Origin of the sequence: Streptomyces goshikiensis (assembly GCF_014650555.1) — a bacterium.
Lineage (GTDB): Bacteria > Actinomycetota > Actinomycetes > Streptomycetales > Streptomycetaceae > Streptomyces > Streptomyces goshikiensis.
On the sequence record NZ_BMVE01000001.1, the window covers coordinates 970,136 to 995,123 of the forward strand.

The 24,988-nt window shown below is 66.6% G+C and carries 37 protein-coding genes; all 37 read right to left on the reverse strand.

All coding sequences use genetic code 11. From position 1 onward, the window contains the following. Positions 1-29 precede the first annotated feature (29 nt). The 37 genes from IE248_RS04415 to rpsL all read right to left on the reverse strand — a co-directional run bounded on the left by IE248_RS04415 (position 30) and on the right by rpsL (position 24,944). Positions 30-1,652: an ATP-binding cassette domain-containing protein gene (locus tag IE248_RS04415; RefSeq protein ID WP_373301463.1), complete on the reverse strand. Its 1,623-nt coding sequence runs from the start codon at positions 1,650-1,652 to the stop codon at positions 30-32. Positions 1,653-1,723: 71 nt separating this feature from the next. Next, the gene (gene truA, locus IE248_RS04420; RefSeq protein WP_073794663.1) at positions 1,724-2,575 is read right to left on the reverse strand and encodes a tRNA pseudouridine(38-40) synthase TruA; all 852 of its coding nucleotides are present in this window, start codon (positions 2,573-2,575) and stop codon (positions 1,724-1,726) included. Between the two features lie 90 nt (positions 2,576-2,665). Next, the gene (gene rplQ, locus IE248_RS04425; RefSeq protein ID WP_008739665.1) at positions 2,666-3,130 is read right to left on the reverse strand and encodes a 50S ribosomal protein L17; all 465 of its coding nucleotides are present in this window, start codon (positions 3,128-3,130) and stop codon (positions 2,666-2,668) included. A 92-nt stretch (positions 3,131-3,222) separates the two neighbouring features. After that, positions 3,223-4,245, reverse strand: coding sequence for a DNA-directed RNA polymerase subunit alpha (locus tag IE248_RS04430; RefSeq protein WP_008739666.1), 1,023 nt, complete (start codon positions 4,243-4,245; stop codon positions 3,223-3,225). Between the two features lie 139 nt (positions 4,246-4,384). Continuing rightward, positions 4,385-4,789 carry a 30S ribosomal protein S11 gene (gene rpsK / locus IE248_RS04435; protein WP_003956432.1) on the reverse strand — a complete coding sequence of 135 codons (405 nt, stop codon included), beginning with the start codon at positions 4,787-4,789 and terminating at the stop codon, positions 4,385-4,387. 54 nt (positions 4,790-4,843) lie between these two features. Continuing rightward, positions 4,844-5,224 carry a 30S ribosomal protein S13 gene (gene rpsM, locus IE248_RS04440; RefSeq protein WP_008739674.1) on the reverse strand — a complete coding sequence of 127 codons (381 nt, stop codon included), beginning with the start codon at positions 5,222-5,224 and terminating at the stop codon, positions 4,844-4,846. A 200-nt stretch (positions 5,225-5,424) separates the two neighbouring features. Then, positions 5,425-5,538, reverse strand: a complete 114-nt coding sequence (gene rpmJ, locus IE248_RS04445) for a 50S ribosomal protein L36 (protein ID WP_003956441.1) — start codon at positions 5,536-5,538, stop codon at positions 5,425-5,427. A 74-nt stretch (positions 5,539-5,612) separates the two neighbouring features. Beyond that, positions 5,613-5,834, reverse strand: a complete 222-nt coding sequence (infA, locus tag IE248_RS04450) for a translation initiation factor IF-1 (protein ID WP_003956442.1) — start codon at positions 5,832-5,834, stop codon at positions 5,613-5,615. 152 nt (positions 5,835-5,986) lie between these two features. Next, on the reverse strand, positions 5,987-6,823 hold the full coding sequence (map, locus tag IE248_RS04455; RefSeq protein WP_008739690.1) for a type I methionyl aminopeptidase: 837 nt from the start codon (positions 6,821-6,823) through the stop codon (positions 5,987-5,989). A 92-nt stretch (positions 6,824-6,915) separates the two neighbouring features. After that, on the reverse strand, positions 6,916-7,563 hold the full coding sequence (locus IE248_RS04460) for an adenylate kinase (RefSeq protein ID WP_008739691.1): 648 nt from the start codon (positions 7,561-7,563) through the stop codon (positions 6,916-6,918). After that, positions 7,563-8,876, reverse strand: coding sequence for a preprotein translocase subunit SecY (secY, locus tag IE248_RS04465; RefSeq protein ID WP_008739692.1), 1,314 nt, complete (start codon positions 8,874-8,876; stop codon positions 7,563-7,565). The genes IE248_RS04460 and secY overlap by 1 nt, the downstream gene beginning before the upstream one ends. A 186-nt stretch (positions 8,877-9,062) precedes the next feature. Next, positions 9,063-9,518, reverse strand: coding sequence for a 50S ribosomal protein L15 (rplO, locus tag IE248_RS04470; protein WP_008739693.1), 456 nt, complete (start codon positions 9,516-9,518; stop codon positions 9,063-9,065). A 2-nt stretch (positions 9,519-9,520) separates the two neighbouring features. Further along, the gene (gene rpmD, locus IE248_RS04475; RefSeq protein ID WP_005313525.1) at positions 9,521-9,703 is read right to left on the reverse strand and encodes a 50S ribosomal protein L30; all 183 of its coding nucleotides are present in this window, start codon (positions 9,701-9,703) and stop codon (positions 9,521-9,523) included. Continuing rightward, positions 9,703-10,305: a 30S ribosomal protein S5 gene (rpsE, locus tag IE248_RS04480; protein ID WP_008739695.1), complete on the reverse strand. Its 603-nt coding sequence runs from the start codon at positions 10,303-10,305 to the stop codon at positions 9,703-9,705. The genes rpmD and rpsE overlap by 1 nt, the downstream gene beginning before the upstream one ends. Positions 10,306-10,350: 45 nt before the next feature. After that, complete coding sequence (gene rplR, locus IE248_RS04485; protein WP_008739696.1) at positions 10,351-10,734, reverse strand: 50S ribosomal protein L18; 384 nt, start codon at positions 10,732-10,734, stop codon at positions 10,351-10,353. Between the two features lie 2 nt (positions 10,735-10,736). Beyond that, positions 10,737-11,276, reverse strand: a complete 540-nt coding sequence (gene rplF, locus IE248_RS04490) for a 50S ribosomal protein L6 (protein WP_008739697.1) — start codon at positions 11,274-11,276, stop codon at positions 10,737-10,739. A gap of 20 nt (positions 11,277-11,296) precedes the next feature. Then, positions 11,297-11,695 (reverse strand): 30S ribosomal protein S8, encoded by a 399-nt coding sequence (rpsH, locus tag IE248_RS04495; RefSeq protein WP_008739698.1) that lies wholly within the window; start codon positions 11,693-11,695, stop codon positions 11,297-11,299. 223 nt (positions 11,696-11,918) lie between these two features. Then, entirely contained in the window at positions 11,919-12,104 is a 186-nt protein-coding gene (locus tag IE248_RS04500) for a type Z 30S ribosomal protein S14 (protein WP_003956452.1), read from the reverse strand. A gap of 5 nt (positions 12,105-12,109) precedes the next feature. Then, the gene (gene rplE / locus IE248_RS04505; RefSeq protein WP_037792008.1) at positions 12,110-12,661 is read right to left on the reverse strand and encodes a 50S ribosomal protein L5; all 552 of its coding nucleotides are present in this window, start codon (positions 12,659-12,661) and stop codon (positions 12,110-12,112) included. Beyond that, positions 12,661-12,984: a 50S ribosomal protein L24 gene (gene rplX / locus IE248_RS04510; protein WP_008739700.1), complete on the reverse strand. Its 324-nt coding sequence runs from the start codon at positions 12,982-12,984 to the stop codon at positions 12,661-12,663. The genes rplE and rplX overlap by 1 nt, the downstream gene beginning before the upstream one ends. 2 nt (positions 12,985-12,986) lie before the next feature. Further along, a complete protein-coding gene (gene rplN, locus IE248_RS04515) occupies positions 12,987-13,355 on the reverse strand; it encodes a 50S ribosomal protein L14 (protein WP_008739701.1) in 369 nt (122 codons plus the stop codon). 126 nt (positions 13,356-13,481) lie between these two features. Continuing rightward, positions 13,482-13,766: a 30S ribosomal protein S17 gene (rpsQ, locus tag IE248_RS04520; RefSeq protein ID WP_008739702.1), complete on the reverse strand. Its 285-nt coding sequence runs from the start codon at positions 13,764-13,766 to the stop codon at positions 13,482-13,484. Then, entirely contained in the window at positions 13,766-13,990 is a 225-nt protein-coding gene (gene rpmC / locus IE248_RS04525; RefSeq protein WP_008739703.1) for a 50S ribosomal protein L29, read from the reverse strand. Before rpmC ends, rpsQ begins: the two co-directional genes overlap by 1 nt. Further along, positions 13,990-14,409, reverse strand: coding sequence for a 50S ribosomal protein L16 (rplP, locus tag IE248_RS04530; protein ID WP_008739704.1), 420 nt, complete (start codon positions 14,407-14,409; stop codon positions 13,990-13,992). The genes rpmC and rplP overlap by 1 nt, the downstream gene beginning before the upstream one ends. A 5-nt stretch (positions 14,410-14,414) precedes the next feature. Then, positions 14,415-15,257, reverse strand: a complete 843-nt coding sequence (gene rpsC / locus IE248_RS04535; protein WP_008739710.1) for a 30S ribosomal protein S3 — start codon at positions 15,255-15,257, stop codon at positions 14,415-14,417. Further along, complete coding sequence (rplV, locus tag IE248_RS04540) at positions 15,257-15,604, reverse strand: 50S ribosomal protein L22 (protein ID WP_037792011.1); 348 nt, start codon at positions 15,602-15,604, stop codon at positions 15,257-15,259. Before rplV ends, rpsC begins: the two co-directional genes overlap by 1 nt. A 43-nt stretch (positions 15,605-15,647) precedes the next feature. Next, positions 15,648-15,929: a 30S ribosomal protein S19 gene (gene rpsS, locus IE248_RS04545; RefSeq protein WP_008739713.1), complete on the reverse strand. Its 282-nt coding sequence runs from the start codon at positions 15,927-15,929 to the stop codon at positions 15,648-15,650. 12 nt (positions 15,930-15,941) lie between these two features. Continuing rightward, on the reverse strand, positions 15,942-16,778 hold the full coding sequence (gene rplB, locus IE248_RS04550; RefSeq protein ID WP_008739715.1) for a 50S ribosomal protein L2: 837 nt from the start codon (positions 16,776-16,778) through the stop codon (positions 15,942-15,944). Between the two features lie 39 nt (positions 16,779-16,817). Beyond that, positions 16,818-17,141, reverse strand: coding sequence for a 50S ribosomal protein L23 (gene rplW, locus IE248_RS04555; protein ID WP_037792012.1), 324 nt, complete (start codon positions 17,139-17,141; stop codon positions 16,818-16,820). Then, on the reverse strand, positions 17,141-17,791 hold the full coding sequence (gene rplD, locus IE248_RS04560; RefSeq protein WP_008739719.1) for a 50S ribosomal protein L4: 651 nt from the start codon (positions 17,789-17,791) through the stop codon (positions 17,141-17,143). Before rplD ends, rplW begins: the two co-directional genes overlap by 1 nt. Before the next feature lie 4 nt (positions 17,792-17,795). Next, positions 17,796-18,440, reverse strand: a complete 645-nt coding sequence (gene rplC / locus IE248_RS04565) for a 50S ribosomal protein L3 (protein ID WP_008739720.1) — start codon at positions 18,438-18,440, stop codon at positions 17,796-17,798. Between the two features lie 14 nt (positions 18,441-18,454). Further along, the gene (gene rpsJ / locus IE248_RS04570) at positions 18,455-18,763 is read right to left on the reverse strand and encodes a 30S ribosomal protein S10 (RefSeq protein WP_003948644.1); all 309 of its coding nucleotides are present in this window, start codon (positions 18,761-18,763) and stop codon (positions 18,455-18,457) included. A gap of 453 nt (positions 18,764-19,216) precedes the next feature. Further along, the gene (locus IE248_RS04575) at positions 19,217-20,419 is read right to left on the reverse strand and encodes a hypothetical protein (protein ID WP_190029978.1); all 1,203 of its coding nucleotides are present in this window, start codon (positions 20,417-20,419) and stop codon (positions 19,217-19,219) included. Positions 20,420-20,585: 166 nt separating this feature from the next. Continuing rightward, entirely contained in the window at positions 20,586-21,779 is a 1,194-nt protein-coding gene (gene tuf / locus IE248_RS04580) for an elongation factor Tu (protein WP_037798043.1), read from the reverse strand. A 148-nt stretch (positions 21,780-21,927) separates the two neighbouring features. After that, positions 21,928-24,060 (reverse strand): elongation factor G, encoded by a 2,133-nt coding sequence (gene fusA / locus IE248_RS04585; RefSeq protein ID WP_037798042.1) that lies wholly within the window; start codon positions 24,058-24,060, stop codon positions 21,928-21,930. Between the two features lie 39 nt (positions 24,061-24,099). After that, positions 24,100-24,570, reverse strand: a complete 471-nt coding sequence (gene rpsG / locus IE248_RS04590) for a 30S ribosomal protein S7 (RefSeq protein WP_007265894.1) — start codon at positions 24,568-24,570, stop codon at positions 24,100-24,102. Positions 24,571-24,572: 2 nt separating this feature from the next. Continuing rightward, positions 24,573-24,944: a 30S ribosomal protein S12 gene (gene rpsL / locus IE248_RS04595; protein ID WP_007265893.1), complete on the reverse strand. Its 372-nt coding sequence runs from the start codon at positions 24,942-24,944 to the stop codon at positions 24,573-24,575. Between the last annotated feature and the right edge of the window lie 44 nt (positions 24,945-24,988).

A 24,988-nucleotide genomic window follows, 5' to 3' on the forward strand; every position in this document is an offset into this window, starting at 1 on the left:
CAACGCCTCCCCGTCGGTTCCGCCCGCCCCTAGGACCGCTCGCGCTCCACGCGCCGCTCGTCCCAGACCGGCTCCCGAGTCTCCCGCACCACCCCGTCCGAACCGAAGACCAGATAACGGTCAAATGTGCGGGCGAACCACCGGTCGTGCGTGACGCACAGCACAGTGCCGTCGTACGACTCCAGCCCGTCCTGCAGCGCCTCCGCCGACTCCAGGTCCAGGTTGTCCGTCGGCTCGTCCAGCAGCAGCGCCGTCGTCCCCGCCAGCTCCAGCAGCAGGATCTGGAAGCGCGCCTGCTGCCCGCCGGAGAGCTTCTCGAACGGCTGCTCCCCCTGGCGCTCCAGCTCGTAGCGCCGCAGGACGCCCATCGCCGCGCCCAGGGGCTTGGCGGCCTCCGTCCACAGGATGTCGACCAGCGTCCGGCCGAACAGCTCCGGATGCGCGTGGGTCTGCGCGAAGTGCCCCGGCAGCACACGGGCGCCCAGCTTCCACGTACCCGTGTGCTTGACGTCCTCGCCCGCCAGCAGCCGCAGGAAGTGCGACTTCCCGGAGCCGTTCGAGCCGAGCACCGCGACCCGCTCGCCGTAGAAGACCTCCAGCGAGAAGGGCTTCATCAGCCCCGTCAGCTCCAGGTTCTCCACGGTGAGCGCGCGCACGCCCGTACGCCCGCCCTTGAGCCGCATCCGGATGTCCTGCTCGCGCGGCGGCTCCGGCGGCGGACCGGCCTCCTCGAACTTCTGGAAGCGGGTCTGCATCGCCCGGTACCGCGAGGCCATGTCCGGGCTGCTCGCCGCCTGGTTGCGCAGCCGCAGCACCAGCGCCCGCAGGCGGGCGTGCTCCTCGTCCCAGCGCCGCTTGAGCTCCTCGAAGCGCGCGAAGCGCTCCTTGCGGGCGTCGTGGTACGTGTCGAAGCCCGCGCCGTGCACCCAGACGTCCGAGCCCGTCGGGCTCGCCTCCAGGCTGATGATCTTCTCGGCGGCCTGGGTCAGCAGCTCCCGGTCGTGCGAGACGAACAGCACCGTCTTGCGGGTGGCCTTCAGCTGCTCCTCCAGCCACCGCTTGCCCGGAACGTCCAGGTAGTTGTCCGGCTCGTCGAGCAGCAGCACCTCGTCCGGCCCGCGCAGCAGCGCCTCCAGCACGAGCCGCTTCTGCTCACCTCCCGAGAGCGTGCGCACCTCGCGGAACTGCGCGGTGTCGTACGGGATCGCCAGCGCGGCCATCGTGCAGACGTCCCACAGGGTCTCCGCCTCGTAGCCCTGTACGTCGGCCCAGTCGCTGAGCGCCTGCGCGTACGCCATCTGCGCGGCCTCGTCGTCCACCGTGAGGATCAGCTGCTCGGCCCGGTCCACGGCCTTCGCGGCCTCCCGGATCCGCGGCTGCGCCACCGACACCAGCAGGTCGCGCACGGTCGTCTCGTCCCGCACCGACCCCACGAACTGCGACATCACGCCGAGGCCGCCGGAGACGGTGATCCCGCCGCCGTGCGGCTGGAGCTCCCCGGAGATCATCTTCAGCAGGGTGGTCTTGCCGGCCCCGTTCGCCCCGACGAGGGCGACGACCGACCCCTCCCCCACCCGGAAGGAGACGTCGGGGAGCAGGACCCGCCCGTCGGGAAGGTAGTACTCCAGGTGGCTGGCTTCGAGATGTCCCATGCGGGGCATTCAACAGCCCCGCACCGGGCCCGCCCAAACGGATTGCCGCCGGCGGCCCCGCGCGGAACCGGTCAGCAGCAGCCGGCGGCCGGGAGGGTGCGCAGGTTGCGCGCCTCCTTGCTGCGCGCGGCGAGCAGCTCGTCCGCCGGGTAGCCGACCTCCTCCAGGGTGAGCCCGTGCGGCTTCACCACGTGCACCGAGGAGTCCCGTACGCCCGCGGCCAGCACCTGGCCGGGCCATTCGACGGGCCGGTGCCCGTCGCCGACGTGCAGCAGCGCGCCCACCAGCGAGCGGACCATGTTGTGGCAGAAGGCGTCGGCCCGCACGGTCGCGGTGACGATCCCGTCCTCGGCCCGCTCCCAGCTGAGCTGCTGGAGCGTACGGATCGTCGTGGCGCCCTCGCGCTTCTTGCAGTACGCGGCGAAGTCGTGCTCCCCGAGCAGCGCGGCGGCGGCCCGGTTCATGGCGTCGACGTCCAGCGGCCACTGGTGCCACAGCACGTGCCCGCGGCGCAGCGGGTCCACGCCGCCCTGGTGGTCGCCGACGCGGTAGGCGTAGCGGCGCCAGATGGCGGAGAACCGCGCGTTGAAGCCCTGGGGGGCCTCGGCGACCTTCCACACCCGTACGTCGTGGGGCAGCCGCCCGGCGAGCCGGCGCAGCAGCTTGTCGTGGTGCTCGGCCCACACCTCCTCGGCCACGTCGAACTGCGCGACCTGCCCGCGGGCGTGCACCCCGGCGTCGGTCCGCCCGGCCACGGTCAGCTCGACCGGGTCCGGCAGCCGCATCACGGTCGTCAGGGCGGACTCCAGCTCGCCCTGGACGGTCCGCAGCACGCGCTGCTTCGCCCAGCCGGAGAAGTCCTTCCCGTCGTACGACAGGTCCAGCCGCACCCGGACGTGCCCGGGCTCCACCTCGTCACTCACGCGACAGATCCTCTCAGACATGCAGAACGGGCCCGCCCCCCGCAAAGGGGGCGGGCCCGTTCAGAGCCGTTCGGCGTGATCCCGGAGGGATCAGGCCTCCTTGGTCTCCTCGGCGGCGGGAGCCTCGGTGGCCTCCGCCTCCTTGACCGCGCGCTTGGTGGCGGCCTCGGCCTCACCGGTGGCCTGCTGGGCGACCGTAAGGGCCTCGACCAGCTCGATCACGGCCATCGGGGCGTTGTCGCCACGACGGTTGCCGATCTTGGTGATGCGCGTGTAACCACCGGGGCGGTTCTCGTAACGCGGGGCGATCTCGGTGAACAGCGTGTGCACGATGCTCTTGTCCGTGATCGTCTGCAGAACGAGGCGACGGTTGTGGATGTCGCCCTTCTTCGCCTTGGTGATCAGACGCTCGGCGACCGGACGCAGGCGGCGGGCCTTGGCCTCGGTCGTCGTGATGCGGCCGTGCTCGAAGAGCGACTTCGCGAGGTTCGCGAGGAGGTGCTTCTCGTGCGCGGCGCTGCCGCCCAGACGGGCACCCTTTGCGGGACGCGGCATGGTGATACTCCTTCATATCTGCACCGGCCGTGTCAGGTACCGGTGTCAGTTCCCCCGGGGCGGACGCCGCGGGAAAGTTCTACGGGTGGTGCTTAGTACTGCTCGGTCTCGACGAAACCGGCGTCCGCGTCGTCGTCGGCGCCGAAGGCGTCGGCGGCGGCGGTCGGGTCGAACCCGGGCGGGCTGTCCTTGAGGGCCAGGCCCATGCCGGCGAGCTTCGCCTTGACCTCGTCGATCGACTTCGCACCGAAGTTGCGGATGTCGAGCAGGTCGGCCTCGGAGCGGGCCACGAGCTCACCCACGGAGTGGATGCCCTCGCGCTTGAGGCAGTTGTACGAGCGGACCGTGAGCTCCAGCTCCTCGATCGGCAGCGCCAGGTCGGCGGCCAGGGCCGCGTCCGTCGGCGAGGGGCCCATGTCGATGCCCTCGGCGTCGATGTTGAGCTCGCGCGCCAGGCCGAACAGCTCGACCAGGGTCTTGCCGGCGGACGCCATGGCGTCGCGCGGGCGCATGGCCTGCTTGGTCTCGACGTCGACGATCAGCTTGTCGAAGTCGGTGCGCTGCTCGACTCGGGTCGCCTCGACCTTGTAGGTGACCTTGAGGACCGGGCTGTAGATGGAGTCGATCGGGATGCGACCGATCTCCTGGCCCAGCTGCTTGTTCTGGACGGCGGAGACGTAGCCGCGACCGCGCTCGACGGTCAGCTCCATCTCCAGCTTGCCCTTGCCGTTGAGCGTGGCGAGGACCAGGTCCGGGTTGTGCACCTCGACACCGGCCGGGGGCGCGATGTCAGCAGCGGTGACCAGGCCGGGACCCTGCTTGCGCAGGTACATCACGACCGGCTCGTCGTGCTCCGAGGAGACGACCAGCTGCTTGATGTTGAGGATGATGTCGGTGACGTCTTCCTTGACGCCCGGCACGGTGGTGAACTCGTGCAGGACGCCGTCCACGCGGATGCTGGTGACAGCGGCACCCGGGATGGAGGACAGGAGGGTACGACGCAGCGAGTTGCCGAGGGTGTAGCCGAAGCCCGGCTCCAGCGGCTCGATCACGAACCGCGAGCGGTATTCGTCGACGACCTCTTCGGTCAGCGAAGGACGCTGAGCGATAAGCATGTCTGTGTTCCTTCAGTCGTGGACGCCCACTATTTGACGCCCGACGGGTAAAGCCAGGTACAGCAAGGGTACGGGCGGTACGTCCCCCCGAAAGGGTCCGTACCGCCCGGACACTCAAAGACGCACGGGCGTCGCTGCGTCAGACGCGGCGGCGCTTCGGCGGACGGCAGCCGTTGTGCGGGGTGGGGGTGACGTCCTGGATCGAGCCGACCTCCAGGCCAGTGGCCTGCAGGGAGCGGATCGCGGTCTCGCGGCCGGAGCCCGGACCCTTGACGAAGACGTCAACCTTGCGCATGCCGTGCTCCTGCGCGCGGCGGGCGGCCGACTCGGCGGCCATCTGCGCGGCGAAGGGGGTGGACTTGCGCGAGCCCTTGAAGCCGACGTGGCCGGCGGAGGCCCAGGAGATCACGTTGCCCGAGGGGTCGGTGATCGAAACGATGGTGTTGTTGAACGTGCTCTTGATGTGGGCGTGCCCGTGAGCGACGTTCTTCTTTTCCTTGCGGCGCACCTTCTTGGCAGCGCCCTGACGACCCTTGGGGGGCATCTAAATCTCCTACGGGAGGTGGTCGGTCCTACAGCGCAAGACCGCTGAACAGGACTACTTCTTGCCCGGCTTCTTCTTACCGGCGATCGCGCGACGCGGACCCTTGCGGGTACGAGCGTTCGTGCTGGTGCGCTGACCGTGCACCGGGAGGCCGCGACGGTGGCGGATACCCTGGTAGCACTGGATCTCGACCTTGCGGCGGATGTCGGCCTGGATCTCGCGGCGGAGGTCACCCTCGGTGCGGAGGTTGGCGTCCACGTACTCGCGGATCTTGACCAGGTCCTCTTCGGCCAGGTCACGAACGCGGGTGTCGGGGTTCACACCGGTGGCCGCAAGGATCTCCTTGGACCGGGTGCGACCGACACCGAAGACGTAGGTGAGTGCGATCTCCACGCGCTTTTCGCGCGGGATGTCAACACCGGAAACGCGTGCCATTCAATGGCTCCTGTGTGTTCGGGGGTCTTCAGCAGAACCGCCCCCGACCGCCGACCACTCCTGATGGGTGGTGGTACGCCCGGGTCCCCGGCCCCCGCCGGAGGTGCCGCCGGCCCCGTGAAGGGCTGGGCGGGTTCTGCGTATGTACGTTTTTCTTACGTCGCGCGAAGAACTGCGGAAGGCAGGTCGGTCGGCGTGCGTCAGCCCTGGCGCTGCTTGTGGCGCAGGTTGTCGCAGATGACCATGACCCGGCCGTGACGGCGGATCACCTTGCACTTGTCGCAGATCTTCTTGACGCTCGGCTTGACCTTCATGTTGGTGAGGTTCTCCGGGTCAGTGCCACCACCCGCGCCCGGACGAAAAGCCCGGACGGGAGCGAAGACAAGATCTACTTGTATCGGTAGACGATCCGGCCACGCGTCAGGTCGTACGGGGAAAGCTCCACCACGACCCGGTCATCGGGCAGGATTCGGATGTAGTGCATCCGCATCTTGCCGCTGATGTGCGCGAGGACCTTGTGACCGTTCTGGAGTTCCACCTTGAACATCGCGTTCGGGAGGGACTCGATCACGGTGCCCTCGATTTCGATGGCACCTTGCTTCTTGGCCACGCTTCGCCTTTCGAATCGGCTACCTTGATCAGCTCCCCGCTTCGCATGAAGACATGCGGGTGCAAAGGAGCCGACGAGTCAGTCTACGTCAGGGCACCCAGAAAGACGAATCCGGAAAGTTTGCCCCACAGACTAGATCATTAACCTGCGGCTCAGCCCAGCGGATCGGGCGCCGTCGTGACGCCGTAGGCCGCCAGGCGGGCCTTGCCGCAGTCCGGGCTGGTCAGCACGATCGGGCCCTCCTCGGTCAGCGCGATGGAGTGCTCCCAGTGCGAGGACCAGGTGCCGTCGGTCGTGATGACCGTCCAGTCGTCCGCCAGGACCTCCGTCTGGGCGGTGCCCAGGGAGACCATGGGCTCGATCGCCAGGCAGACGCCCGGGACCAGCTTGATGCCCTTGCCCCGCTTGCGCGAGACGTAGTTCAGCAGGTGGGGGTCCATGTGCATCTCGGAACCGATGCCGTGGCCGCCGTAGTCCTCGATGATCCCGTACTTGCCGGTCGCGGGACGCGGCTGCCGGCGGATGTAGCCCTCGATCGCCTTGGAGATGTCCACGAGGCGGTTGCCGAGCTTCATGGCGGCGATGCCGGCCCACATCGACTCCTCGGTCACCCGGGACAGCTCGACGAGCTCAGGCGCGTGCCCCGTGCCCACGAAGGCCGTGTACGCCGCGTCGCCGTGCCAGCCGTCCACGATCGCGCCGGCGTCGATCGAGATGACGTCGCCGTCCTTGAGGACCGTCTTGTCGTCCGGGATGCCGTGGACGACGACCTCGTTCACCGAGGTGCAGATGGTCGCGGGGAAACCGCCGTACCCGAGGAAGTTCGACTTCGCGCCGGCGTCGGCGATGACCTTGCGGGCCACCATGTCCAGATCCCGCGTCGTGGCGCCCGGAACGGCCGCCTCACGAGTCGCCGCGTGGATCGCGGCGACGACCAGCCCCGCCTCGCGCATCTTCGCGATCTGCTCGGGGGTCTTGATCTGGACCATGGAGAGTGCCTTCCACCTTTGAATCGGGTCTTTTCAACAGTACGGCCGCGATGCCCTGGGGACACCGCGGCCGTACCTGCACAACGAGGGGACTACTTCTTGAGGGCGTCCATCGCGCGCTGCGTGACGTCCGCGACCTCACCGAGGGCCGGGATGGTCACCAGCAGGCCCTGGGCCTTGTAGTAGTCGATGATCGGCTCGGTCTGCGTGTGGTAGACGTCCAGCCGGTTGCGGACGGTCTCCTCCGAGTCGTCACCGCGCTGGTAGAGCTCGCCACCGCAGGTGTCGCAGACGCCCTCGGTCTTCGGCGCCGCGTACGTGACGTGGAAGACGTGCGAGGAGTCGTTGCGGCAGACCCGGCGGCCGGCGATCCGCTTGACGACCTCGTCCTCCTCGACCTCCAGGTCGAGGACCGCGTCCAGCTTCAGGTCCCCGGCCTTGAGGTAGGCGTCGAGGGCCTCGGCCTGCGAGACGTTGCGGGGGAAGCCGTCGAGCAGGAAGCCGCCCGCGGCGTCGGCCTGCTCCATGCGGTCCTGAGCCATGGCGATGGTGATCTCGTCGGGGACCAGCTGGCCCGCCTCCATGATCGCCTTCGCCTTGCGGCCGAGCTCCGTGCCCTTGCTGATGTTGGCGCGGAAGAGGTCGCCCGTGGAGATGTGCGGGATCGACAGGTTCTTGGCAAGGAACGCGGCCTGCGTTCCCTTGCCCGCACCGGGAGGTCCGACGAGGACGATTCGCATCAGCGGAGGAACCCTTCGTAATTGCGCTGCTGGAGCTGGCTCTCGATCTGCTTCACGGTCTCCAGACCGACACCCACGATGATGAGGATGCTCGTCCCGCCGAACGGGAAGTTCTGGTTCGCGCCGAAGCCCGCCAACGCCATCGTCGGCACAAGAGCGATGAGACCCAGGTACAGCGACCCCGGCCAGGTGATCCGGTTGAGTACGTAGCTGAGGTACTCGGCGGTGGGTCGGCCGGCGCGGATGCCCGGGATGAACCCACCATACTTCTTCATGTTGTCTGCAACTTCCTCGGGGTTGAACGAGATCGCCACGTAGAAGAACGCGAAGAAAACGATCAGGAGGAAGTAGGCGGCGATGTAGTAAGGGTGGTCGCCCTTGACGAAGTGCTTGCTGATCCACGTCGCCCAGCCGGCGGTCGAACCGCTGAACTGAACGATCAGCGCCGGGATGTACAGCAGCGACGAGGCGAAGATGACCGGGATGACACCCGCCTGGTTGACCTTGAGCGGGATGTAGGTCGAGGTACCGCCGTAGGCCCTGCGGCCGATCATGCGCTTCGCGTACTGGACCGGGATCCGGCGCTGCGCCTGCTCGACGAAGACCACGAGGGCGACCATCGCGAGACCGACGAGGATGACCACGCCGAACTCGACCCAGCCGCCCGCGATCTTGCCCTGGACCTTGATCCCCCACAGCGCGCTGACGAAGCCGGCGGCGATGGAGATGAACATGAGGATCGACATGCCGTTGCCGATGCCGCGGTCGGTCACGAGCTCACCGAGCCACATGACGACGCAGGTGCCGGCGGTCATCGTGATGACCATGACGACAGTGGTGAAGATCGACCGGTCCGGGACGATCTGGCTGGCGACCTGGCAGCCCTGGAACAGGGCGCCGCTGCGGGCGGTGGCCACGAGGCCGGTGCCCTGCAGGATCGCGAGCGCGACCGTCAGATAGCGCGTGTACTGAGTGATCTTCGCCGTGCCGGACTGACCCTCTTTTTTGAGGTTCTCCAGCTTCGGGATGACCACGGTCAGCAGCTGCAGGATGATGCTCGCCGTGATGTACGGCATGATGCCGAGCGCGAAGATCGTGATCTGCAGCAGCGCACCGCCGCTGAACAGGTTGACCAGGCCGAACAGCCCGTTGCTGTTCCCCGGCTGGTCGACACAGATCTGAACGTTCTTGTAGCTCACGCCGGGTACCGGGATGTGGGACCCGAGCCTGAACAGCACGATGATGCCGAGCGTGAAGAGCAGCTTCTTGCGCAGGTCAGGCGTCTTGAACGCCTGGGCGAACGCGGTGAGCACGGTGCCTCCTGCGACCCCCGCGCTACTGCGTCAGAGGTGACGGTCTGAGGGATCGACGAATACGTACAAGCAAAGGTGCAGGCCACCTTACCGGCGACAGTGCCCCCCGTGGAACGACCAACCGGGGATGCCCCATATGTGAGGCATCCCCGGTTGGGTTTCAGCTATTAATCACCGAGTTTCGTCTTAGACGAGCTCAGTGACGGTGCCGCCGGCAGCGGCAATCTTCTCCTTGGCGGAAGCGGAGACGGCGTCAACCGAAACCTGCAGCGCCACGGAGAGCTCGCCCTGGCCCAGGACCTTGACGAGGCTGTTCTTGCGCACCGCGCCCTTGGCGACCAGGTCGGCCACCGTGACCTCTCCACCCTCGGGGTAGAGAGCGCCGAGCTTGTCCAGGTTGACAACCTGGAACTCGGTGCGGAAGGGGTTCTTGAAGCCCTTGAGCTTCGGCAGACGCATGTGGAGGGGCATCTGCCCACCCTCGAAGCGCTGCGGGATCTGGTAACGGGCCTTCTGGCCCTTCGTACCACGACCGGCCGTCTTACCCTTCGACGCCTCACCACGACCGACACGGGTCTTCGCGGTCTTGGCGCCGGGGGCGGGACGGAGGTTGTGGGCCTTCAGCGGGCTGTTCTCAGCCATGATTAGTCAACCTCCTCAACCGTCACGAGGTGGCGGACGGTGTGAACCATTCCGCGGAACTCGGGGCGGTCCTCCTTGACGACGACGTCGTTCAGGCGCTTGAGCCCGAGCGAACGCAGCGTGTCGCGGTGGTTCTGCTTGCTGCCGATGTACGACTTCGTCTGCGTGATCTTGAGGCGAGCCATTACGCACCCGCCCCGGCACGTGCACGAAGGAGAGCCGCGGGGGCGACGTCCTCGAGGGGCAGACCACGGCGAGCCGCGATCTCCTCGGGACGCTGCAGGCCCTTGAGGGCCGCCACGGTCGCGTGCACGATGTTGATCGCGTTGGAAGAGCCGAGCGACTTCGACAGGATGTCGTGAACGCCGGCGCACTCCAGAACGGCGCGCACCGGGCCACCGGCGATAACACCGGTACCGGGGGCGGCCGGCTTCAGCAGCACGACGCCCGCGGCACGCTCGCCCGTGATCGGGTGAGGGATGGTGCCCTGGATGCGCGGAACCTTGAAGAAGGACTTCTTGGCTTCCTCGACACCCTTGGCAATGGCCGCGGGAACTTCCTTGGCCTTGCCGTAACCGACACCTACAGTGCCGTCACCGTCGCCCACCACGACCAGCGCGGTGAAGCTGAAGCGGCGACCACCCTTGACAACCTTGGCAACGCGGTTGATCGCGACAACGCGCTCAACGTAAGCGGTCTTCTCGGCGGCAGGGCCACCGTCGCGACCCTTCCGGTCCCGCCGCTCGCCGCCACCGGCACCGCTTCCGCGGCGCTGGGGTCCAGCCATTGGATTACCTCTCTCTGTTACGTCCGTGAGTCCCGGAACCGGGGCTTAGAACTTCAGCCCGGCTTCGCGGGCGGCGTCAGCCAGAGCGGCAATGCGCCCGGCGTATCGGTTGCCACCGCGGTCAAAGACAACGGTCTCGACGCCGGCAGCCTTCGCACGCTCGGCCACGAGCGCGCCGACGGCCTGGGCCTGGGCGCTCTTGTCGCCTTCGCCACCGCGGATCGAGGTGTCCAGGGTCGACGCGGACGCCAGGGTGTGACCCTGGAGGTCGTCGATGACCTGAGCAACGATGTTGCGGTTGGAACGCGTCACGACGAGGCGCGGACGCTCCGCCGTACCCGACACGTTCTTGCGAATGCGGATGTGGCGGCGAGCCTTGGCAGCGCGCTTGTACGCGTCGCCCTTGGCGATCTTCACACCGTATGCCATGGCTACTTACCAGCCTTTCCGACCTTGCGGCGGATGACTTCGCCGGCGTACTTGACACCCTTGGCCTTGTACGGGTCGGGCTTCCGCAGCTTGCGGATGTTGGCGGCGACCTCGCCGACCTTCTGCTTGTCGATGCCCTCGACCGAGAACTTGGTGGGCGACTCGACCTTGAAGGAGATGCCCTCGGGCGCCTCGATCAGGATCGGGTGGCTGTAACCAAGCTGGAACTCCAGGTCGGAGCCCTTCGCGGCGACGCGGTAACCGACACCGCTGATCTCGAGAGCCTTGACGTACCCCGTGGTCACACCGGTGATCATGTTCGCCACCAGCGTGCGGGACAGGCCGTGCAGGGCCTTGTTCTGACGCTCGTCGTTCGGGCGGGTGACGTTCAGAACGCCGTCCTCACCCTTGACGATCTCGATCGGCGCCTTGACGGTGTGCGACAGGGAACCCTTGGGGCCCTTCACAGCGACCGTCTGGCCGTCGATGGTGACGTCCACACCGGCGGGAACCTGGATGGGGAGCTTGCCGATTCGCGACATTGCTTTTCCTCCGTTCCCGACTACCAGACGTAGGCGAGGACTTCCCCACCTACGCCCTTCTTGCCTGCCTGCTGGCCGGTCAGGAGACCGTGGGACGTGGAGATGATCGCCACGCCCAGGCCGCCGAGGACCTTCGGCAGGTTGGTGGACTTTGCGTACACGCGCAGACCGGGCTTCGAGATCCGCTTGATGCCCGCGATGGAGCGCTCACGGTTCGGCCCGAACTTCAGCTCGAGGACGAGGTTCTTGCCGACCTCGGCGTCCTCGACCTTCCAGCCGGTGATGAAACCCTCCTGCTTGAGGATCTCCGCGATGTGCGACTTGATCTTGCTGTGCGGCATCACGACGGAGTCGTGGTACGCCGAGTTAGCGTTACGCAGACGGGTCAGCATGTCTGCGATCGGGTCAGTCATGGTCATGAAGTGGCCTTCGGCCTCTCTCGCCGGGGTTTCCTGTATGCGCCATCCCTCTCCCCACTCTGTGGCGGGACGGGTGCGGTGCGGGGACCTACGGCGTAGTAAGTCGTTATGGACGGCGGACGCCCAACCCCACAAGCCTACGGCATGCGGAGCAGGGCACCCACCGACCAGATGCTTACCGAGAGTGCCTGGAAGTTCCCAAGTCCTTGCGGACGAGAGGGAATTACCAGGAGCTCTTGGTCACGCCCGGCAGCTCGCCACGGTGAGCCATCTCACGAAGGCAGACGCGGCACAGGCCGAACTTGCGGTACACGGAGTGGGGACGACCGCAGCGCTGGCAGCGGGTGTACGCACGCACACCGAACTTGGGCTTGCGGGCAGCCTTCGCGATGAGAGCCTTCTTCGCCATCTCGCTTACGCCTCCTTGAAGGGGAAGCCGAGGTGACGAAGGAGCGCGCGGCCCTCAGCGTCGTTGGTCGCCGTGGTGACCACGGTGATGTCCATACCCCGGGTACGGTCGATCTTGTCCTGGTCGATCTCGTGGAACATGACCTGCTCCGTGAGACCGAAGGTGTAGTTGCCACGGCCGTCGAACTGCTTCGGCGACAGACCGCGGAAGTCACGGATACGCGGCAGCGCGAGCGACAGCGTACGGTCCAGGAACTCCCACATGCGGTCACCACGGAGGGTGACGTGGCAGCCGATCGGCTGACCCTCGCGCAGCTTGAACTGCGCGATGGACTTGCGGGCCTTCGTGACGGCCGGCTTCTGACCGGTGATCGTCGTCAGGTCCTTGATGGCGCCGTCGATCAGCTTGGAGTCGCGGGCGGCGTCGCCCACACCCATGTTGACGACGATCTTCACGAGGCCGGGGATCTGCATGACGTTCTCGTACGAGAACTCCTCACGCAGCTTGCCGGTGATGTCCTCGCGGTACTTCGTCTTGAGACGCGGAGTGGTAGCCATCAGATGTCCTCACCCGTCCGCTTGGCAACGCGGATCTTGTTGCCCTCGTCGTCGAAGCGGAAACCGACGCGGGTAACGACCTTCTGGCCGTCCTTCTCCACAACCAGCTGAACGTTGCTGACGTGGATCGGGGCCTCGACGATCACGATGCCGCCGGCCTGCGAACCACCAGCGGTCTGACCGGCCTTGGTGTGCTTCTTGACCCGGTTGACACCCTCGACGAGGACGCGGTTCTCAGTAGGGATGGCCATGATGACCTTGCCCTGCTTGCCCTTGTCCTTACCGGTGATGACCTGAACCAGGTCGCCCTTCTTGATCTTCATGCTTACAGCACCTCCGGCGCGAGCGAGATGATCTTCATGAACTTCTTCTCGCGCAGCTCACGGCCCACGGGGCCGAAGATACGGGTGCCACGAGGGTCGCCGTCGTTCTTGAGAATGACAGCGGCGTTCTCGTCGAAGCGGATGTACGAGCCGTCCTGGCGGCGGCGTTCCTTGACGGTGCGAACGATGACCGCCTTGACGACGTCACCCTTCTTCACGTTGCCACCGGGGATCGCGTCCTTGACGGTGGCGACGATGACGTCACCGATGCCCGCGTAGCGGCGACCCGAACCACCGAGAACACGGATGCAAAGGATTTCCTTCGCACCAGTGTTGTCGGCGATACGCAGTCGCGACTCCTGCTGGATCACGTGTGTATCTCCTGTTTGTCTGCCGGTTCCCGGCGGGGGTTTCACTCCGAGGAGCTACCGCCCCCACCGAGCCTGGCGGAACGAACCTGAGGGGCCCCTGAACTTGTTGTCCAGGGCCTCAGATAATTACTTGGCCTTCTCGAGGATCTCGACGATGCGCCAGCGCTTGCTCGCCGACAGCGGACGCGTCTCCATGATGAGGACGCGGTCGCCGACGCCGGCAGCGTTCTGCTCGTCGTGAGCCTTGAGCTTGTTCGTACGGCGGATGACCTTGCCGTACAGGGCGTGCTTCACGCGGTCCTCGACGGCGACGACGACGGTCTTGTCCATCTTGTCGCTGACGACCAGACCCTCACGGGTCTTGCGGAAACCGCGCTGCTCAGTGGTCTCAGTCACGTTCTTCTCGCTCATCAGGCGCTCTCCACCGTCTCGATACCGAGCTCACGCTCGTGCATCAGGGTGTAGATGCGAGCGATGTCCTTACGGACGGACTTGAGCCGGCCGTTGTTCTCCAGCTGGCCCGTGGCCGCCTGGAAGCGCAGCTTGAACAGCTCTTCCTTGGCCTCGCGCAGCTTGCCAACGAGCTCCTCGTTGCCGAGCTCACGCAGCTCGGACGCCTTGGTTCCCGTCGCCATCACGACTCACCTGCCTCGCGCCGAACAATCCGGCACTTCATCGGAAGCTTGTGAGCAGCGCGGGTGAGCGCCTCACGAGCAATCTTCTCGTTCGGGTAGGACAGCTCGAACATGACCCGGCCCGGGTGCACGTTGGCGATCCACCACTCAGGAGAACCCTTACCGGAACCCATGCGGGTCTCGGCAGGCTTCTTCGTCAGCGGGCGGTCCGGGTAGATGTTGATCCAGACCTTGCCGCCACGCTTGATGTGGCGGGTCATCGCAATACGAGCCGCCTCGATCTGGCGGTTCGTCACGTACGCCGGGGTCAGCGCCTGGATGCCGTACTCGCCGAACGTGACCTCAGTACCGCCCTTGGCCATACCACTGCGCTTCGGGTGGTGCTGCTTGCGGTGCTTGACCCTACGAGGGATCAGCATGTCGGTCAGGCCTCCGTTCCGGTGCTCTCGGCCGGAGCGGCGGCGGGAGCGTCGGCCTTGGGGGCCTCGGCACCAGCAGCCTGCTGCGGCTTGCGGCCACCACGGCCGCCGCGCTCGCCACCACGGCCACCACGGCCGGCGGGACGGTCGCCAGCGCCCTGCGCGCCACGGGCCGGGCGGTTACCCGCACGGGCCGCAGCGTTCTCGGCGCGAACCTCGGCGATGTTCTTGACGTCGCCCTTGTAGATCCAGACCTTCACACCGATACGGCCGAAGGTGGTCTTGGCCTCGAAGAAGCCGTAGTCCACGTTCGCGCGCAGCGTGTGCAGCGGCACACGACCCTCGCGGTAGAACTCGGAGCGGGACATCTCGGCGCCGCCGAGACGGCCGCCACACTGGATCTTGATGCCCTTGGCGCCGGCCTTCATCGTGCCCTGCATGCTCTTACGCATGGCGCGACGGAAGGAGACGCGGGAGGAAAGCTGCTCGGCAACGGCCTGGGCAACCAGCTGAGCGTCAAGCTCGGGGTTCTTGACCTCGAGGATGTTCAGCTGGACCTGCTTGCCCGTGAGCTTCTCGAGGTCACCGCGGATGCGGTCGGCCTCGGCGCCACGGCGGCCGATGACGATGCCCGGACGAGCGGTGTGGATGTCCACACGCACGCGGTCACGGGTGCGCTCGATCTCAACCTTCGAGATGCCGGCGCGCTCCATGCCGGACGTCATCATCCGACGGATGGCGACGTCTTCCTTGACGTAGTCCTTGTACAGCTTGTCGGCGTACCAACGCGACTTGAAGTCGGTGGTGATGCCGAGCCGGAACCCGTGCGGGTTTACCTTCTGGCCCATTACCGGGAACCTTCCTTGCTGCTGACGACCACGGTGATGTGGCTGGTCCGCTTGCGGATCCGGTAGGCACGGCCCTGCGCACGCGGACGGAACCGCTTCAGGGTCGGGCCCTCGTCCACGAACGCCTCGCTGATGACCAGCGTGGAGGCGTCCGGGTGGTTGTAGTTGTGTGCGGCGTTGGCAATGGCGCTGTCCAGCACCTTGCCAACCGGCACGCTCGCGGCCTGCGGGGCGAAACGCAGGACCGCCTGAGCCTCCGTGGCATCCATGCCACGGATAAGGTCCACCACTCGGCGGGCCTTCATGGGCGTGACGCGGATGTACCGCGCCTGGGCCCTGGCTTCCATGGTTGTCCCTTCGGTGTAAGTCATAGTCGTAACCACCCCGCCTTTAGCGGCGCTTCGACTTCCGGTCGTCCTTGACGTGGCCGCGGAAGGTGCGAGTCGGCGAGAACTCGCCGAGCTTGTGGCCGACCATCGACTCGGTGACGAACACCGGGACGTGGGTCTTGCCGTTGTGCACCGCGATGGTGTGACCCAGCATGCTGGGGATGATCATCGAGCGACGGGACCAGGTCTTGATGACGTTCTTGGTGCCGGCTTCGTTCTGGACGTCCACCTTCTTTACGAGGTGGTCGTCGACGAAGGGCCCCTTCTTGAGACTGCGCGGCATCTAAACCCGCTCCTAGCGCTTCTTGTTCGTCTTGCGGCGGCGGACGATGTACTTGCTCGAAGCCTTCTTCGGCGAGCGAGTACGACCCTCCTTCTGACCCCACGGGGAGACCGGGTGGCGACCACCACTGGTCTTGCCCTCACCACCACCGTGCGGGTGGTCAACCGGGTTCATCGCGACACCGCGGACGGAGGGGCGAACGCCCTTCCAGCGCATACGGCCGGCCTTGCCCCAGTTGATGTTCGACTGCTCGGCGTTGCCGACCTCGCCGACCGTGGCGCGGCAGCGGGCGTCGACGAGACGGATCTCGCCGGACGGCATGCGGAGGTGGGCCATGGTGCCCTCCTTCGCGAGCAGCTGCACCGAGGCACCAGCCGAGCGGGCGAACTTCGCGCCGCCACCGGGACGGAGCTCGATCGCGTGGATCGTGGTACCGACCGGGATGTTGCGGAGCGCCAGGTTGTTACCGGGCTTGATGTCGGCCGTCGGGCCGTTCTCAATCCGGTCGCCCTGCTTCAGAGCCTTCGGCGCGATGATGTAGCGCTTCTCGCCGTCCGCGTAGTGCAGGAGCGCGATGCGCGCGGTGCGGTTGGGGTCGTACTCGATGTGCGCGACCTTGGCCGGCACGCCGTCCTTGTCGTGACGACGGAAGTCGATCACGCGGTAGGCGCGCTTGTGACCGCCACCCTGGTGGCGAACAGTGATCCGACCGGTGTTGTTACGGCCGCCCTTGCTGTGCAGCGGGCGAACCAGCGACTTCTCCGGCGTGGACCGCGTGATCTCGACAAAGTCGGCGACGCTGGAGCCACGACGGCCCGGGGTCGTCGGCTTGTACTTGCGGATACCCATTTCTCAGTCCTCGTCCGATTCCGGACGACTAGACCTCCGTTAGGAGGCCTGGCCGCCGAAGATGTCGATTCGGTCGCCCTCAGCGAGGGTCACGATGGCGCGCTTGGTGTTCGCACGCTTGCCGAAACCGGTCTTGGTGCGCTTGCGCTTACCCTGACGGTTGATCGTGTTGACCCCGGTGACCTTGACCGAGAAGACCGCCTCGACGGCCTGCTTGATCTGGGTCTTGTTGGCGCCGGGCGCGACGATGAACGTGTACTTGTTCTCGTCCAGCAGCGCGTAGCTCTTCTCCGAGACAACCGGCTTGATCAGCAGGTCGCGCGGGTCAGTGAAGGTCTTGCTGGTAACGGTCGCCTCAGACATCAGGCGTCGCTCCCTTCGGTCTCATCGGCCTTGGGGCCAGACACGAAGGACTCAAGCGCGGCCTGAGTGAAGACCACGTCGTCAGAGACGATCACGTCGTACGTGTTCAGCTGGCCCGGCTCCAGGATGTGGACCTGGGGCAGGTTGCGGGCGGACAGCCACGCGGCCTCGTCGGCGCGCTCGACGACCAGGAGCACGTTCTTGCGCTCCGAGATCTTGCCGAACAGCGTCTTGGCGGCCTTCGTGGAGGCGGCACCCTCGACCACGCCGGTGACGACGTGGATGCGGGAGTGACGCGCACGGTCCGAGAGGGCACCGCGGAGGGCGGCGACCTTCATCTTCTTCGGGGTCCGCTGGGAGTAGTCACGCGGCTGCGGGCCGTGGACGACGCCACCGCCGACGAACTGCGGAGCGCGGGTCGAACCCTGACGGGCGCGGCCGGTGCCCTTCTGGCGGTACGGCTTGCGGCCACCACCACGGACTTCGCCACGACGCTTGGTCTTGTGCGTGCCCTGACGGGCAGCGGCCAGCTGAGCGACAACGACCTGGTGGATCAGCGGAACGCTGGTCTTCGCGTCGAAGATCTCCGCGGGGAGCTCGACGGTACCGGCCTTGTCGCCTGCCGGCGAAAGGATGTCAATGGTGCTCATTACCTCAAGCCCCCTTGGCCGCGGTACGGACCAGGACGAGGCCGCCGTTCGGACCGGGGACCGCGCCCTTGATGAGCAGCAGACCCTTCTCCGCGTCAACCGCGTGGATGGTCAGGTTCTGGGTGGTGACGCGCTCGTTGCCCATGCGACCGGCCATGCGCATGCCCTTGAAGACACGCCCAGGGGTGGCGCAGCCACCGATCGAACCGGGGGAGCGGTGCTTGCGCTGCACACCGTGACCGGCGCCGAGGCCCCGGAAGTTGTGCCGCTTCATGACACCGGCGAAGCCCTTGCCCTTGCTGTTGCCCGTGACGTCAACCTTGACGCCGGACTCGAACACCTGGGCGGTGATCTCCTGGCCGAGCGTGTACTCGCTGGCGTCGGAGGTGCGGAGCTCCACCAGGTGGCGGCGCGGGGTGACGTCGGCCTTGGCGAAGTGGCCCTTGAGGGGCTTGTTCACCTTGCGCGGGTCGATCTCGCCGAAGGCGATCTGGACCGACTCGTAGCCGTCGATGTCGTTCGTACGGACCTGGGTAACGACGCAGGGTCCGGCCTTGACCACGGTGACCGGGACGACACGGTTGTTCTCGTCCCAGACCTGGGTCATGCCGAGCTTCTCGCCCAGGACGCCCTTGATCTGCTTTGCCATCTTCTCGACGCCTCTCAGAGCTTGATCTCGATGTCAACGCCGGCCGGAAGGTCCAGGCGCATCAGCGAGTCAACGGTCTTGGGGGTCGGGTCGAGGATGTCGATCAGGCGCTTGTGCGTGCGCATCTCGAAGTGCTCGCGCGAGTCCTTGTACTTGTGCGGCGACTTGATGACGCAGTACACGTTCTTCTCAGTGGGCAGCGGCACCGGGCCCGCGACCGACGCACCAGTGCGCGTCACCGTCTCGACGATCTTCTTCGCCGAGGAGTCGATGACCTCGTGGTCGTAGGCCTTGAGCCGGATGCGGATCTTCTGTCCCGCCATGGCTACTCCGTAGTCCTGTCTGTTGTGGAAACGCTCTGGCACCCGGGCGGCTGTGGATCTCTCCACCGCTTCCCTCCGACCCACGCGGTCGGGCGTGTCGCACACCCTCTACAGAAAATCCCCATACGGAAATTTCCCTCATCAAGGGGGTGCGGTCCCAAAGACCGCGGTTCGGGGGAGAAACACCCACCGGGTTCCTGGCCGGCACCGTGCTGACACTTCCCAGAAGATTCCCGTACGTCCGCTTCCATTGCTGCCCCGAGGGACAGATAGAGGCGACGAGTACTGTGGGACTCGCTTCCGGTCCTCCCGGCGGGAGGCGCGCAGCATCGGCACTCAACCGAGCAACTTGAGTAGTCTGCCATACGACACACGTACTGCGCCAATCGGGCGGAAGAGAATACCCCGCCGCGCGGACACGTCAAACTGCGCCACGCAACGGGGCTTCCCTGGTCAGAACCTTGTGATCTCTCCGCATTCGCCGGTTTCGGACCCTTCCACGTTCCTGCTCCGGTCGTACGGGTCGAGCGGCGCGCCCGAGGGCGCCACCTCGTCCGGGCCGTCCGTCGGGAAGCTCGGATGCAGGTAGCCGTCGTGGACGCCGCACCGGGCGTTGCCGTACTCGTGCGCGGAGTTCCCCAGCTGAAGGGTGCCCTTCGTGGTCTCCTGCCAGCGCTCCGGATCCCGCAGGTACAGCTCGAACTGGCGCCGCACGATGGTCCGCGTCACCTCTTCGGAACCGGGCGCCGCCTTCGTCAGGGCGTAGGTGAAGGTGTAGTCCAGGCTCACCTTCACCTCTCCGGGCCTGCTCGCCTCGAAGGTCATCCGCCCGCGCGTCTTGACCACGTCCGTCGCGAGCCGGACCTCGGCCGCCGGGAAGCGGCTGACCAGCCAGAGCGGGTCCTCCTCCGCGGTCGGCCGGGCCAGCGCCTTCTCCAGCAGGCGCCGGTCCCGCTCCCCCTGCGGTTCGAGCAGCGCCAGCACCGCCTCGGGCCGCTCTCCGCGCAGTACCGCGGGGTCCAGGTTGGCCGCGACCAGGAGCCGCTTCGCCTGGTCGAGCGCCTGCGCGACCTGCTCCTTCGACATCCCGCCGGCCGCCGTGGCGGGCGGCACCTCGATCCCGGCGGCGCCGTCGGCCCACTGGAGGGCCGGGGAGCCCCGGAAGGGCTCCTTCAGGGTCGGCCGGTCCGGCTGCCCGGCCGCCGGGGCCGCGGTCGGGCGTACGGACTCCACGGGCAGCACGGGGGCGTTCCGCGCGTCCTCGCGGGCCTGCGTCTTCCCCGTGATCCGGTCGATCACCAGCTCGGGCCGCAGCGCGACCAGGGCCAGCCCGGCGACGAGCACGATGGCCCCCGCGGCCTTCAGGCGCCGCTTGCCGCTCCCCCGGCCCTGCGCCTCCTGCCAGGCGGGCCCGGTGCGCCACCCGGGCGGCTGGGCCGGCTGCGGCGTCCGCGCGCGCCCGATCCGCCCCCGCCCGAACCGCCCCTGCTCGGCCCGCCGGCGCTCCTCGTCCTCGCGCCGCAGCCGCTCGGTCACCATCCGCGCCCGCGCGGACGGCTCCTTGGGGGCGTTGCCGTCCTGCCGCTCGATCTCCTCGCGGAAGCGGTCCCATTCCGCGTCCGATATCCCCGGACCGTCGTCGCCTTGCCGACCCATGCTTCCCCACCCCTGAAACGTTCCTGCCCAGACGTTTCGGAGCCTCTCACAGGCCCCTCGCCGGGTACGACGAAGGGCCCCTCCCCCGCCGCCGAGGCGACAAGGGAGGGGCCCTTCTGTCAAACATGGTGCCCGCTCGCGCGAGCTACCAGGTCAGAGCACGAAATTACTTCGTGATCTTGGTGACCTGGCCGGCGCCCACGGTACGACCACCCTCACGGATGGCGAACTTCAGGCCCTCCTCCATGGCGACCGGCTGGATCAGCGCGACCGTCATCTCGGTGTTGTCGCCCGGCATGACCATCTCCGTGCCGGCCGGCAGGGTGACGACACCCGTGACGTCCGTGGTACGGAAGTAGAACTGCGGACGGTAGTTGTTGAAGAAGGGGGTGTGACGGCCACCCTCGTCCTTCGACAGGATGTAGGCCTGGGCCTCGAACTCGGTGTGCGGCGTGACCGAACCGGGCTTGATGATGACCTGGCCGCGCTCGACGTCCTCGCGCTTGATGCCACGGAGGAGCAGACCGACGTTCTCACCGGCCTGGCCCTCGTCGAGCAGCTTGCGGAACATCTCGATGCCGGTGACCGTGGTGGTGGTCTTGGCTTCCTTGATGCCGATGATGTCCACGGTCTCGTTGACCTTCAGGACACCACGCTCGATACGGCCGGTGACGACCGTACCGCGACCGGTGATCGTGAAGACGTCCTCGACGGGCATGAGGAACGGCTTCTCGGTGTCACGCGGCGGCGTGGGGATGTGCTCGTCGACGGCCTTCATGAGGCCGAGGAGCTTCTCGCCCCACTCCTTGTCGCCCTCGAGCGCCTTGAGCGCCGAGACCTGGACGACCGGCAGGTCGTCGCCGGGGAACTCGTACTCGGAGAGGAGCTCACGGACCTCGAGCTCGACGAGCTCCAGGATCTCCTCGTCGTCCACCATGTCGGCCTTGTTCAGGGCGACGACGATGTACGGAACGCCGACCTGGCGGGCCAGGAGCACGTGCTCCTTGGTCTGCGGCATCGGGCCGTCGGTGGCGGCGACCACGAGGATGGCGCCGTCCATCTGCGCGGCACCCGTGATCATGTTCTTGATGTAGTCAGCGTGACCCGGGCAGTCGACGTGGGCGTAGTGACGCGCCTCGGTCTGGTACTCGACGTGCGCGATGGAGATGGTGATACCGCGCTGGCGCTCCTCAGGAGCCTTGTCGATCTGGTCGAAGGCCGAGGCCTCGTTCAGGTCCGGGTACGCGTCGTGCAGCACCTTGGTAATGGCGGCCGTGAGGGTCGTCTTACCGTGGTCAATGTGACCGATGGTGCCGATGTTGACGTGCGGCTTAGTCCGCTCGAACTTCGCCTTCGCCACGGGGTCCTCCTGGAGAGTGGTTCTGTACGCCTTACTCATCGGCGCCAGGTGATCTTTGCTGGAAAGCCGGTCCCTCCGGGGCAACGGAGGGTTACTCCTGTTGCCCCAGAGGCTCCGGTGACAAGCCTAAAGCGTGTACTCGGAAGAGTTACTCGCCCTTGGCCTTCGCGATGATCTCCTCGGCGACGTTCCGGGGAACCTCGGCGTAGGAGTCGAACTGCATCGAGTAGCTGGCGCGACCCGAGGTCTTGCTGCGGAGGTCTCCGACGTAGCCGAACATCTCCGAAAGGGGCACGAGGCCCTTCACGACGCGAGCACCGTGACGCTCCTCCATGGCCTGGATCTGGCCACGGCGGGAGTTGATGTCACCGATGACGTCACCCATGTAGTCCTCGGGCGTGGTGACCTCAACGGCCATCATCGGCTCCATGAGCACGGGGGACGCCTTGCGCGCGGCCTCCTTGAAGGCCTGCGAACCGGCGATCTTGAACGCGAGCTCGGAGGAGTCGACCTCGTGGTAGCCACCGTCGAGAAGCGTGACGCGAACGCCCGTCATCTCGTAGCCGGCCAGGATGCCGAACTGCATGGCCTCCTGCGCACCGGCGTCGACCGAAGGGATGTACTCCTTCGGCACGCGGCCACCGGTGACCTTGTTCACGAACTCGTACGCCGGACCGTCGGCCTCGGTGATGGGCTCGATCGCGATCTGCACCTTGGCGAACTGACCGGTACCACCGGTCTGCTTCTTGTGGGTGTAGTCGTGACGCTCCACGGTCCCGCGGATCGTCTCGCGGTACGCGACCTGCGGCTTGCCGACGTTGGCCTCGACCTTGAACTCGCGCTTCATACGGTCGACCAGCACCTCAAGGTGCAGCTCGCCCATACCGCCGAGGATGGTCTGGCCCGTCTCCTCGTCCGAGTGAACGTGGAAGGAGGGGTCCTCCTCCGCCAGGCGCTGGATGGCGACACCCAGCTTCTCCTGGTCACCCTTGGACTTGGGCTCGATGGCGACCTGGATGACCGGAGCCGGGAAGTCCATGGACTCCAGGATCACGGGCTGCTTGTCGTCACACAGCGTCTCACCGGTGGTGGTCTGCTTCAGGCCCATGACGGCGACGATGTCACCGGCGCCCACCGCGGCGATCTCTTCACGCTTGTTGGCGTGCATGCGGTAGATCTTGCCGATGCGCTCCTTCTTGCCCTTGACGGAGTTCAGCACCGAGGTGCCGGCCTCCAGGCGGCCCGAGTAAACCCGGACGAAGGTGAGCTTACCGAGGTGCGGGTCGCTCATGATCTTGAACGCCAGCGCCGCGAGGGGCTCCTCGTCGGACGGCTTGCGCTTCACGACCACGTCGGCGTCGCGGACGTCGTGGCCCTCGATGGCCTCGATGTCCAGCGGCGACGGCAGGTAGCGGACGACGGCGTCGAGCAGGGGCTGAACGCCCTTGTTCTTGAACGCCGTGCCACAGAACACCGCGGTGATCGTGGGCTCGCCCTTGCCCTTGCCGGAGTTCAGGATGATCCGACGGACGGCGGCGTGCAGCTGCTCCACGGACGGCTCGTCGCCGTTCAGGAAGAGCTCCATGATCTCGTCGTCGTTCTCGGCGACGGTCTCGACCAGCTTGCCGCGCCACTCTTCAGCGGCCTCGGTGTGCGTGGCCGGGATGTCGACGATGTCGTACATCTCGCCCTTGGTCGCCTCGGCGGACCAGACGAACGCCTTCATGGTGACCAGGTCGACAACGCCCTGGAAGTCCATCTCGGCACCGATGGGGAGCTGCATGACGATCGGAACCGCACCGAGGCGGTCCTTGATCATGTCGACGCAGCGGTGGAACTCGGCGCCGGTGCGGTCCAGCTTGTTGACGAAGCAGATGCGGGGCACGCCGTAACGGTCGGCCTGACGCCAGACCGTCTCGGACTGCGGCTCCACACCGGCGACACCGTCGAAGACGGTGACGGCGCCGTCGAGGACGCGGAGCGAACGCTCCACCTCGACGGTGAAGTCGACGTGACCCGGGGTGTCGATGATGTTGATGGTGTGGTCAACGTCTTCGAGGGGCCAGTGGCAGGTCGTCGCGGCAGACGTGATGGTGATACCACGCTCCTGCTCCTGCTCCATCCAGTCCATCGTGGCAGCGCCGTCGTGGACCTCACCGATCTTGTACGACACACCGGTGTAGAACAGGATGCGCTCGGTGGTGGTCGTCTTGCCCGCGTCGATGTGGGCCATGATCCCGATGTTGCGAACCTTGGCCAGGTCAAGCGAAGTGGTAGCCATAAGGCTTCGGTCTTCTCTCGGTCTCGATGTGGGGTGGGACTACCAGCGGTAGTGCGCGAAGGCCTTGTTGGACTCGGCCATCTTGTGCGTGTCCTCGCGCTTCTTGACGGCAGCGCCAAGACCGTTGGAGGCGTCGAGCAGCTCGTTCATGAGGCGCTCGGTCATGGTCTTCTCACGACGGGCGCGGGAGTAGCCCACGAGCCAGCGGAGGGCCAGGGTCGACTGGCGACCCGGCTTGACCTCGACGGGGACCTGGTAGGTCGCGCCACCGACACGGCGGGACTTGACCTCAAGCGACGGCTTGACGTTCTCCAGCGCGCGCTTCAGCGTGATGACCGGGTCGTTGCCGGTCTTCTCGCGGAGGCCTTCCATGGCGCCGTAAACGATGCGCTCGGCGGTGGAGCGCTTGCCGTTCAGGAGGATCTTGTTGATGAGCGACGTCACCAGAGGAGATGCGTAGACCGGGTCGATGATGACCGGGCGCTTCGGGGCGGGGCCCTTACGAGGCATTCTTACTTCTCCTTCTTGGCGCCGTAGCGGCTGCGGGCCTGCTTGCGGTTCTTGACAGCCTGGGTGTCAAGCGCACCGCGGATGATCTTGTAACGAACACCCGGCAGGTCCTTCACACGGCCACCACGCACGAGCACGATCGAGTGCTCCTGCAGGTTGTGCCCCTCACCCGGAATGTAGGCCGTGACCTCGATACCGGAGGTCAGACGCACACGCGCGACCTTACGGAGGGCCGAGTTCGGCTTCTTCGGGGTGGTCGTGAACACACGCGTGCAGACGCCACGACGCTGGGGCGAAGCCTCAAGCGCGGGGGTCTTGGTCTTCTCGACCTTGTCCTGCCGGCCCTTCCGGACCAGCTGCTGGATCGTAGGCACTACTTCTCCGGTTTCTGTGTGCCGTGTAGTGAAACTAACCTGGA

What these genes read in the sequence shown, in the direction of transcription:
- IE248_RS04460 (WP_008739691.1), bottom strand. Translation starts at nt 7,563, where the DNA reads ATGCGAATCGTCCTCGTCGGACCTCCCGGTGCGGGCAAGGGAACGCAG.
- rplB (WP_008739715.1), bottom strand. Translation starts at nt 16,778, where the DNA reads ATGGGTATCCGCAAGTACAAGCCGACGACCCCGGGCCGTCGTGGCTCC.
- IE248_RS04415 (WP_373301463.1), bottom strand. Translation starts at nt 1,652, where the DNA reads ATGGGACATCTCGAAGCCAGCCACCTGGAGTACTACCTTCCCGACGGG.
- rpsS (WP_008739713.1), bottom strand. Translation starts at nt 15,929, where the DNA reads ATGCCGCGCAGTCTCAAGAAGGGGCCCTTCGTCGACGACCACCTCGTA.
- rplF (WP_008739697.1), bottom strand. Translation starts at nt 11,276, where the DNA reads ATGTCGCGAATCGGCAAGCTCCCCATCCAGGTTCCCGCCGGTGTGGAC.
- fusA (WP_037798042.1), bottom strand. Translation starts at nt 24,060, where the DNA reads ATGGCTACCACTTCGCTTGACCTGGCCAAGGTTCGCAACATCGGGATC.
- rpsK (WP_003956432.1), bottom strand. Translation starts at nt 4,789, where the DNA reads ATGCCCCCCAAGGGTCGTCAGGGCGCTGCCAAGAAGGTGCGCCGCAAG.
- rplC (WP_008739720.1), bottom strand. Translation starts at nt 18,440, where the DNA reads ATGGCAAAGCAGATCAAGGGCGTCCTGGGCGAGAAGCTCGGCATGACC.
- rpmC (WP_008739703.1), bottom strand. Translation starts at nt 13,990, where the DNA reads ATGGCGACGGGAACCAAGGCGTCCGAGCTGCGTGAGCTCGGCAACGAG.
- rplO (WP_008739693.1), bottom strand. Translation starts at nt 9,518, where the DNA reads ATGGCTGAGAACAGCCCGCTGAAGGCCCACAACCTCCGTCCCGCCCCC.
- rplX (WP_008739700.1), bottom strand. Translation starts at nt 12,984, where the DNA reads ATGAAGATCAAGAAGGGCGACCTGGTTCAGGTCATCACCGGTAAGGAC.
- rplQ (WP_008739665.1), bottom strand. Translation starts at nt 3,130, where the DNA reads ATGCCGCGTCCCGCAAAGGGTGCCCGTCTGGGCGGCAGCGCCGCGCAC.
- rpmJ (WP_003956441.1), bottom strand. Translation starts at nt 5,538, where the DNA reads ATGAAGGTCAAGCCGAGCGTCAAGAAGATCTGCGACAAGTGCAAGGTG.
- rplW (WP_037792012.1), bottom strand. Translation starts at nt 17,141, where the DNA reads ATGTCTGAGGCGACCGTTACCAGCAAGACCTTCACTGACCCGCGCGAC.
- rplR (WP_008739696.1), bottom strand. Translation starts at nt 10,734, where the DNA reads ATGGCATACGGTGTGAAGATCGCCAAGGGCGACGCGTACAAGCGCGCT.
- rplP (WP_008739704.1), bottom strand. Translation starts at nt 14,409, where the DNA reads ATGCTGATCCCTCGTAGGGTCAAGCACCGCAAGCAGCACCACCCGAAG.
- rpsM (WP_008739674.1), bottom strand. Translation starts at nt 5,224, where the DNA reads ATGGCACGCGTTTCCGGTGTTGACATCCCGCGCGAAAAGCGCGTGGAG.
- rpsC (WP_008739710.1), bottom strand. Translation starts at nt 15,257, where the DNA reads ATGGGCCAGAAGGTAAACCCGCACGGGTTCCGGCTCGGCATCACCACC.
- rpsH (WP_008739698.1), bottom strand. Translation starts at nt 11,695, where the DNA reads ATGACCATGACTGACCCGATCGCAGACATGCTGACCCGTCTGCGTAAC.
- rplD (WP_008739719.1), bottom strand. Translation starts at nt 17,791, where the DNA reads ATGAGCACCATTGACATCCTTTCGCCGGCAGGCGACAAGGCCGGTACC.
- IE248_RS04575 (WP_190029978.1), bottom strand. Translation starts at nt 20,419, where the DNA reads ATGGGTCGGCAAGGCGACGACGGTCCGGGGATATCGGACGCGGAATGG.
- rplV (WP_037792011.1), bottom strand. Translation starts at nt 15,604, where the DNA reads ATGGAAGCCAGGGCCCAGGCGCGGTACATCCGCGTCACGCCCATGAAG.
- map (WP_008739690.1), bottom strand. Translation starts at nt 6,823, where the DNA reads ATGGTCCAGATCAAGACCCCCGAGCAGATCGCGAAGATGCGCGAGGCG.
- rpsJ (WP_003948644.1), bottom strand. Translation starts at nt 18,763, where the DNA reads ATGGCGGGACAGAAGATCCGCATCCGGCTCAAGGCCTACGACCACGAG.
- rplE (WP_037792008.1), bottom strand. Translation starts at nt 12,661, where the DNA reads ATGGCTACCACTCCGCGTCTCAAGACGAAGTACCGCGAGGACATCACC.
- rpsE (WP_008739695.1), bottom strand. Translation starts at nt 10,305, where the DNA reads ATGGCTGGACCCCAGCGCCGCGGAAGCGGTGCCGGTGGCGGCGAGCGG.
- IE248_RS04430 (WP_008739666.1), bottom strand. Translation starts at nt 4,245, where the DNA reads ATGCTTATCGCTCAGCGTCCTTCGCTGACCGAAGAGGTCGTCGACGAA.
- IE248_RS04500 (WP_003956452.1), bottom strand. Translation starts at nt 12,104, where the DNA reads ATGGCGAAGAAGGCTCTCATCGCGAAGGCTGCCCGCAAGCCCAAGTTC.
- rpsQ (WP_008739702.1), bottom strand. Translation starts at nt 13,766, where the DNA reads ATGAGCGAGAAGAACGTGACTGAGACCACTGAGCAGCGCGGTTTCCGC.
- rpmD (WP_005313525.1), bottom strand. Translation starts at nt 9,703, where the DNA reads ATGGCTCGCCTCAAGATCACGCAGACGAAGTCGTACATCGGCAGCAAG.
- rpsG (WP_007265894.1), bottom strand. Translation starts at nt 24,570, where the DNA reads ATGCCTCGTAAGGGCCCCGCCCCGAAGCGCCCGGTCATCATCGACCCG.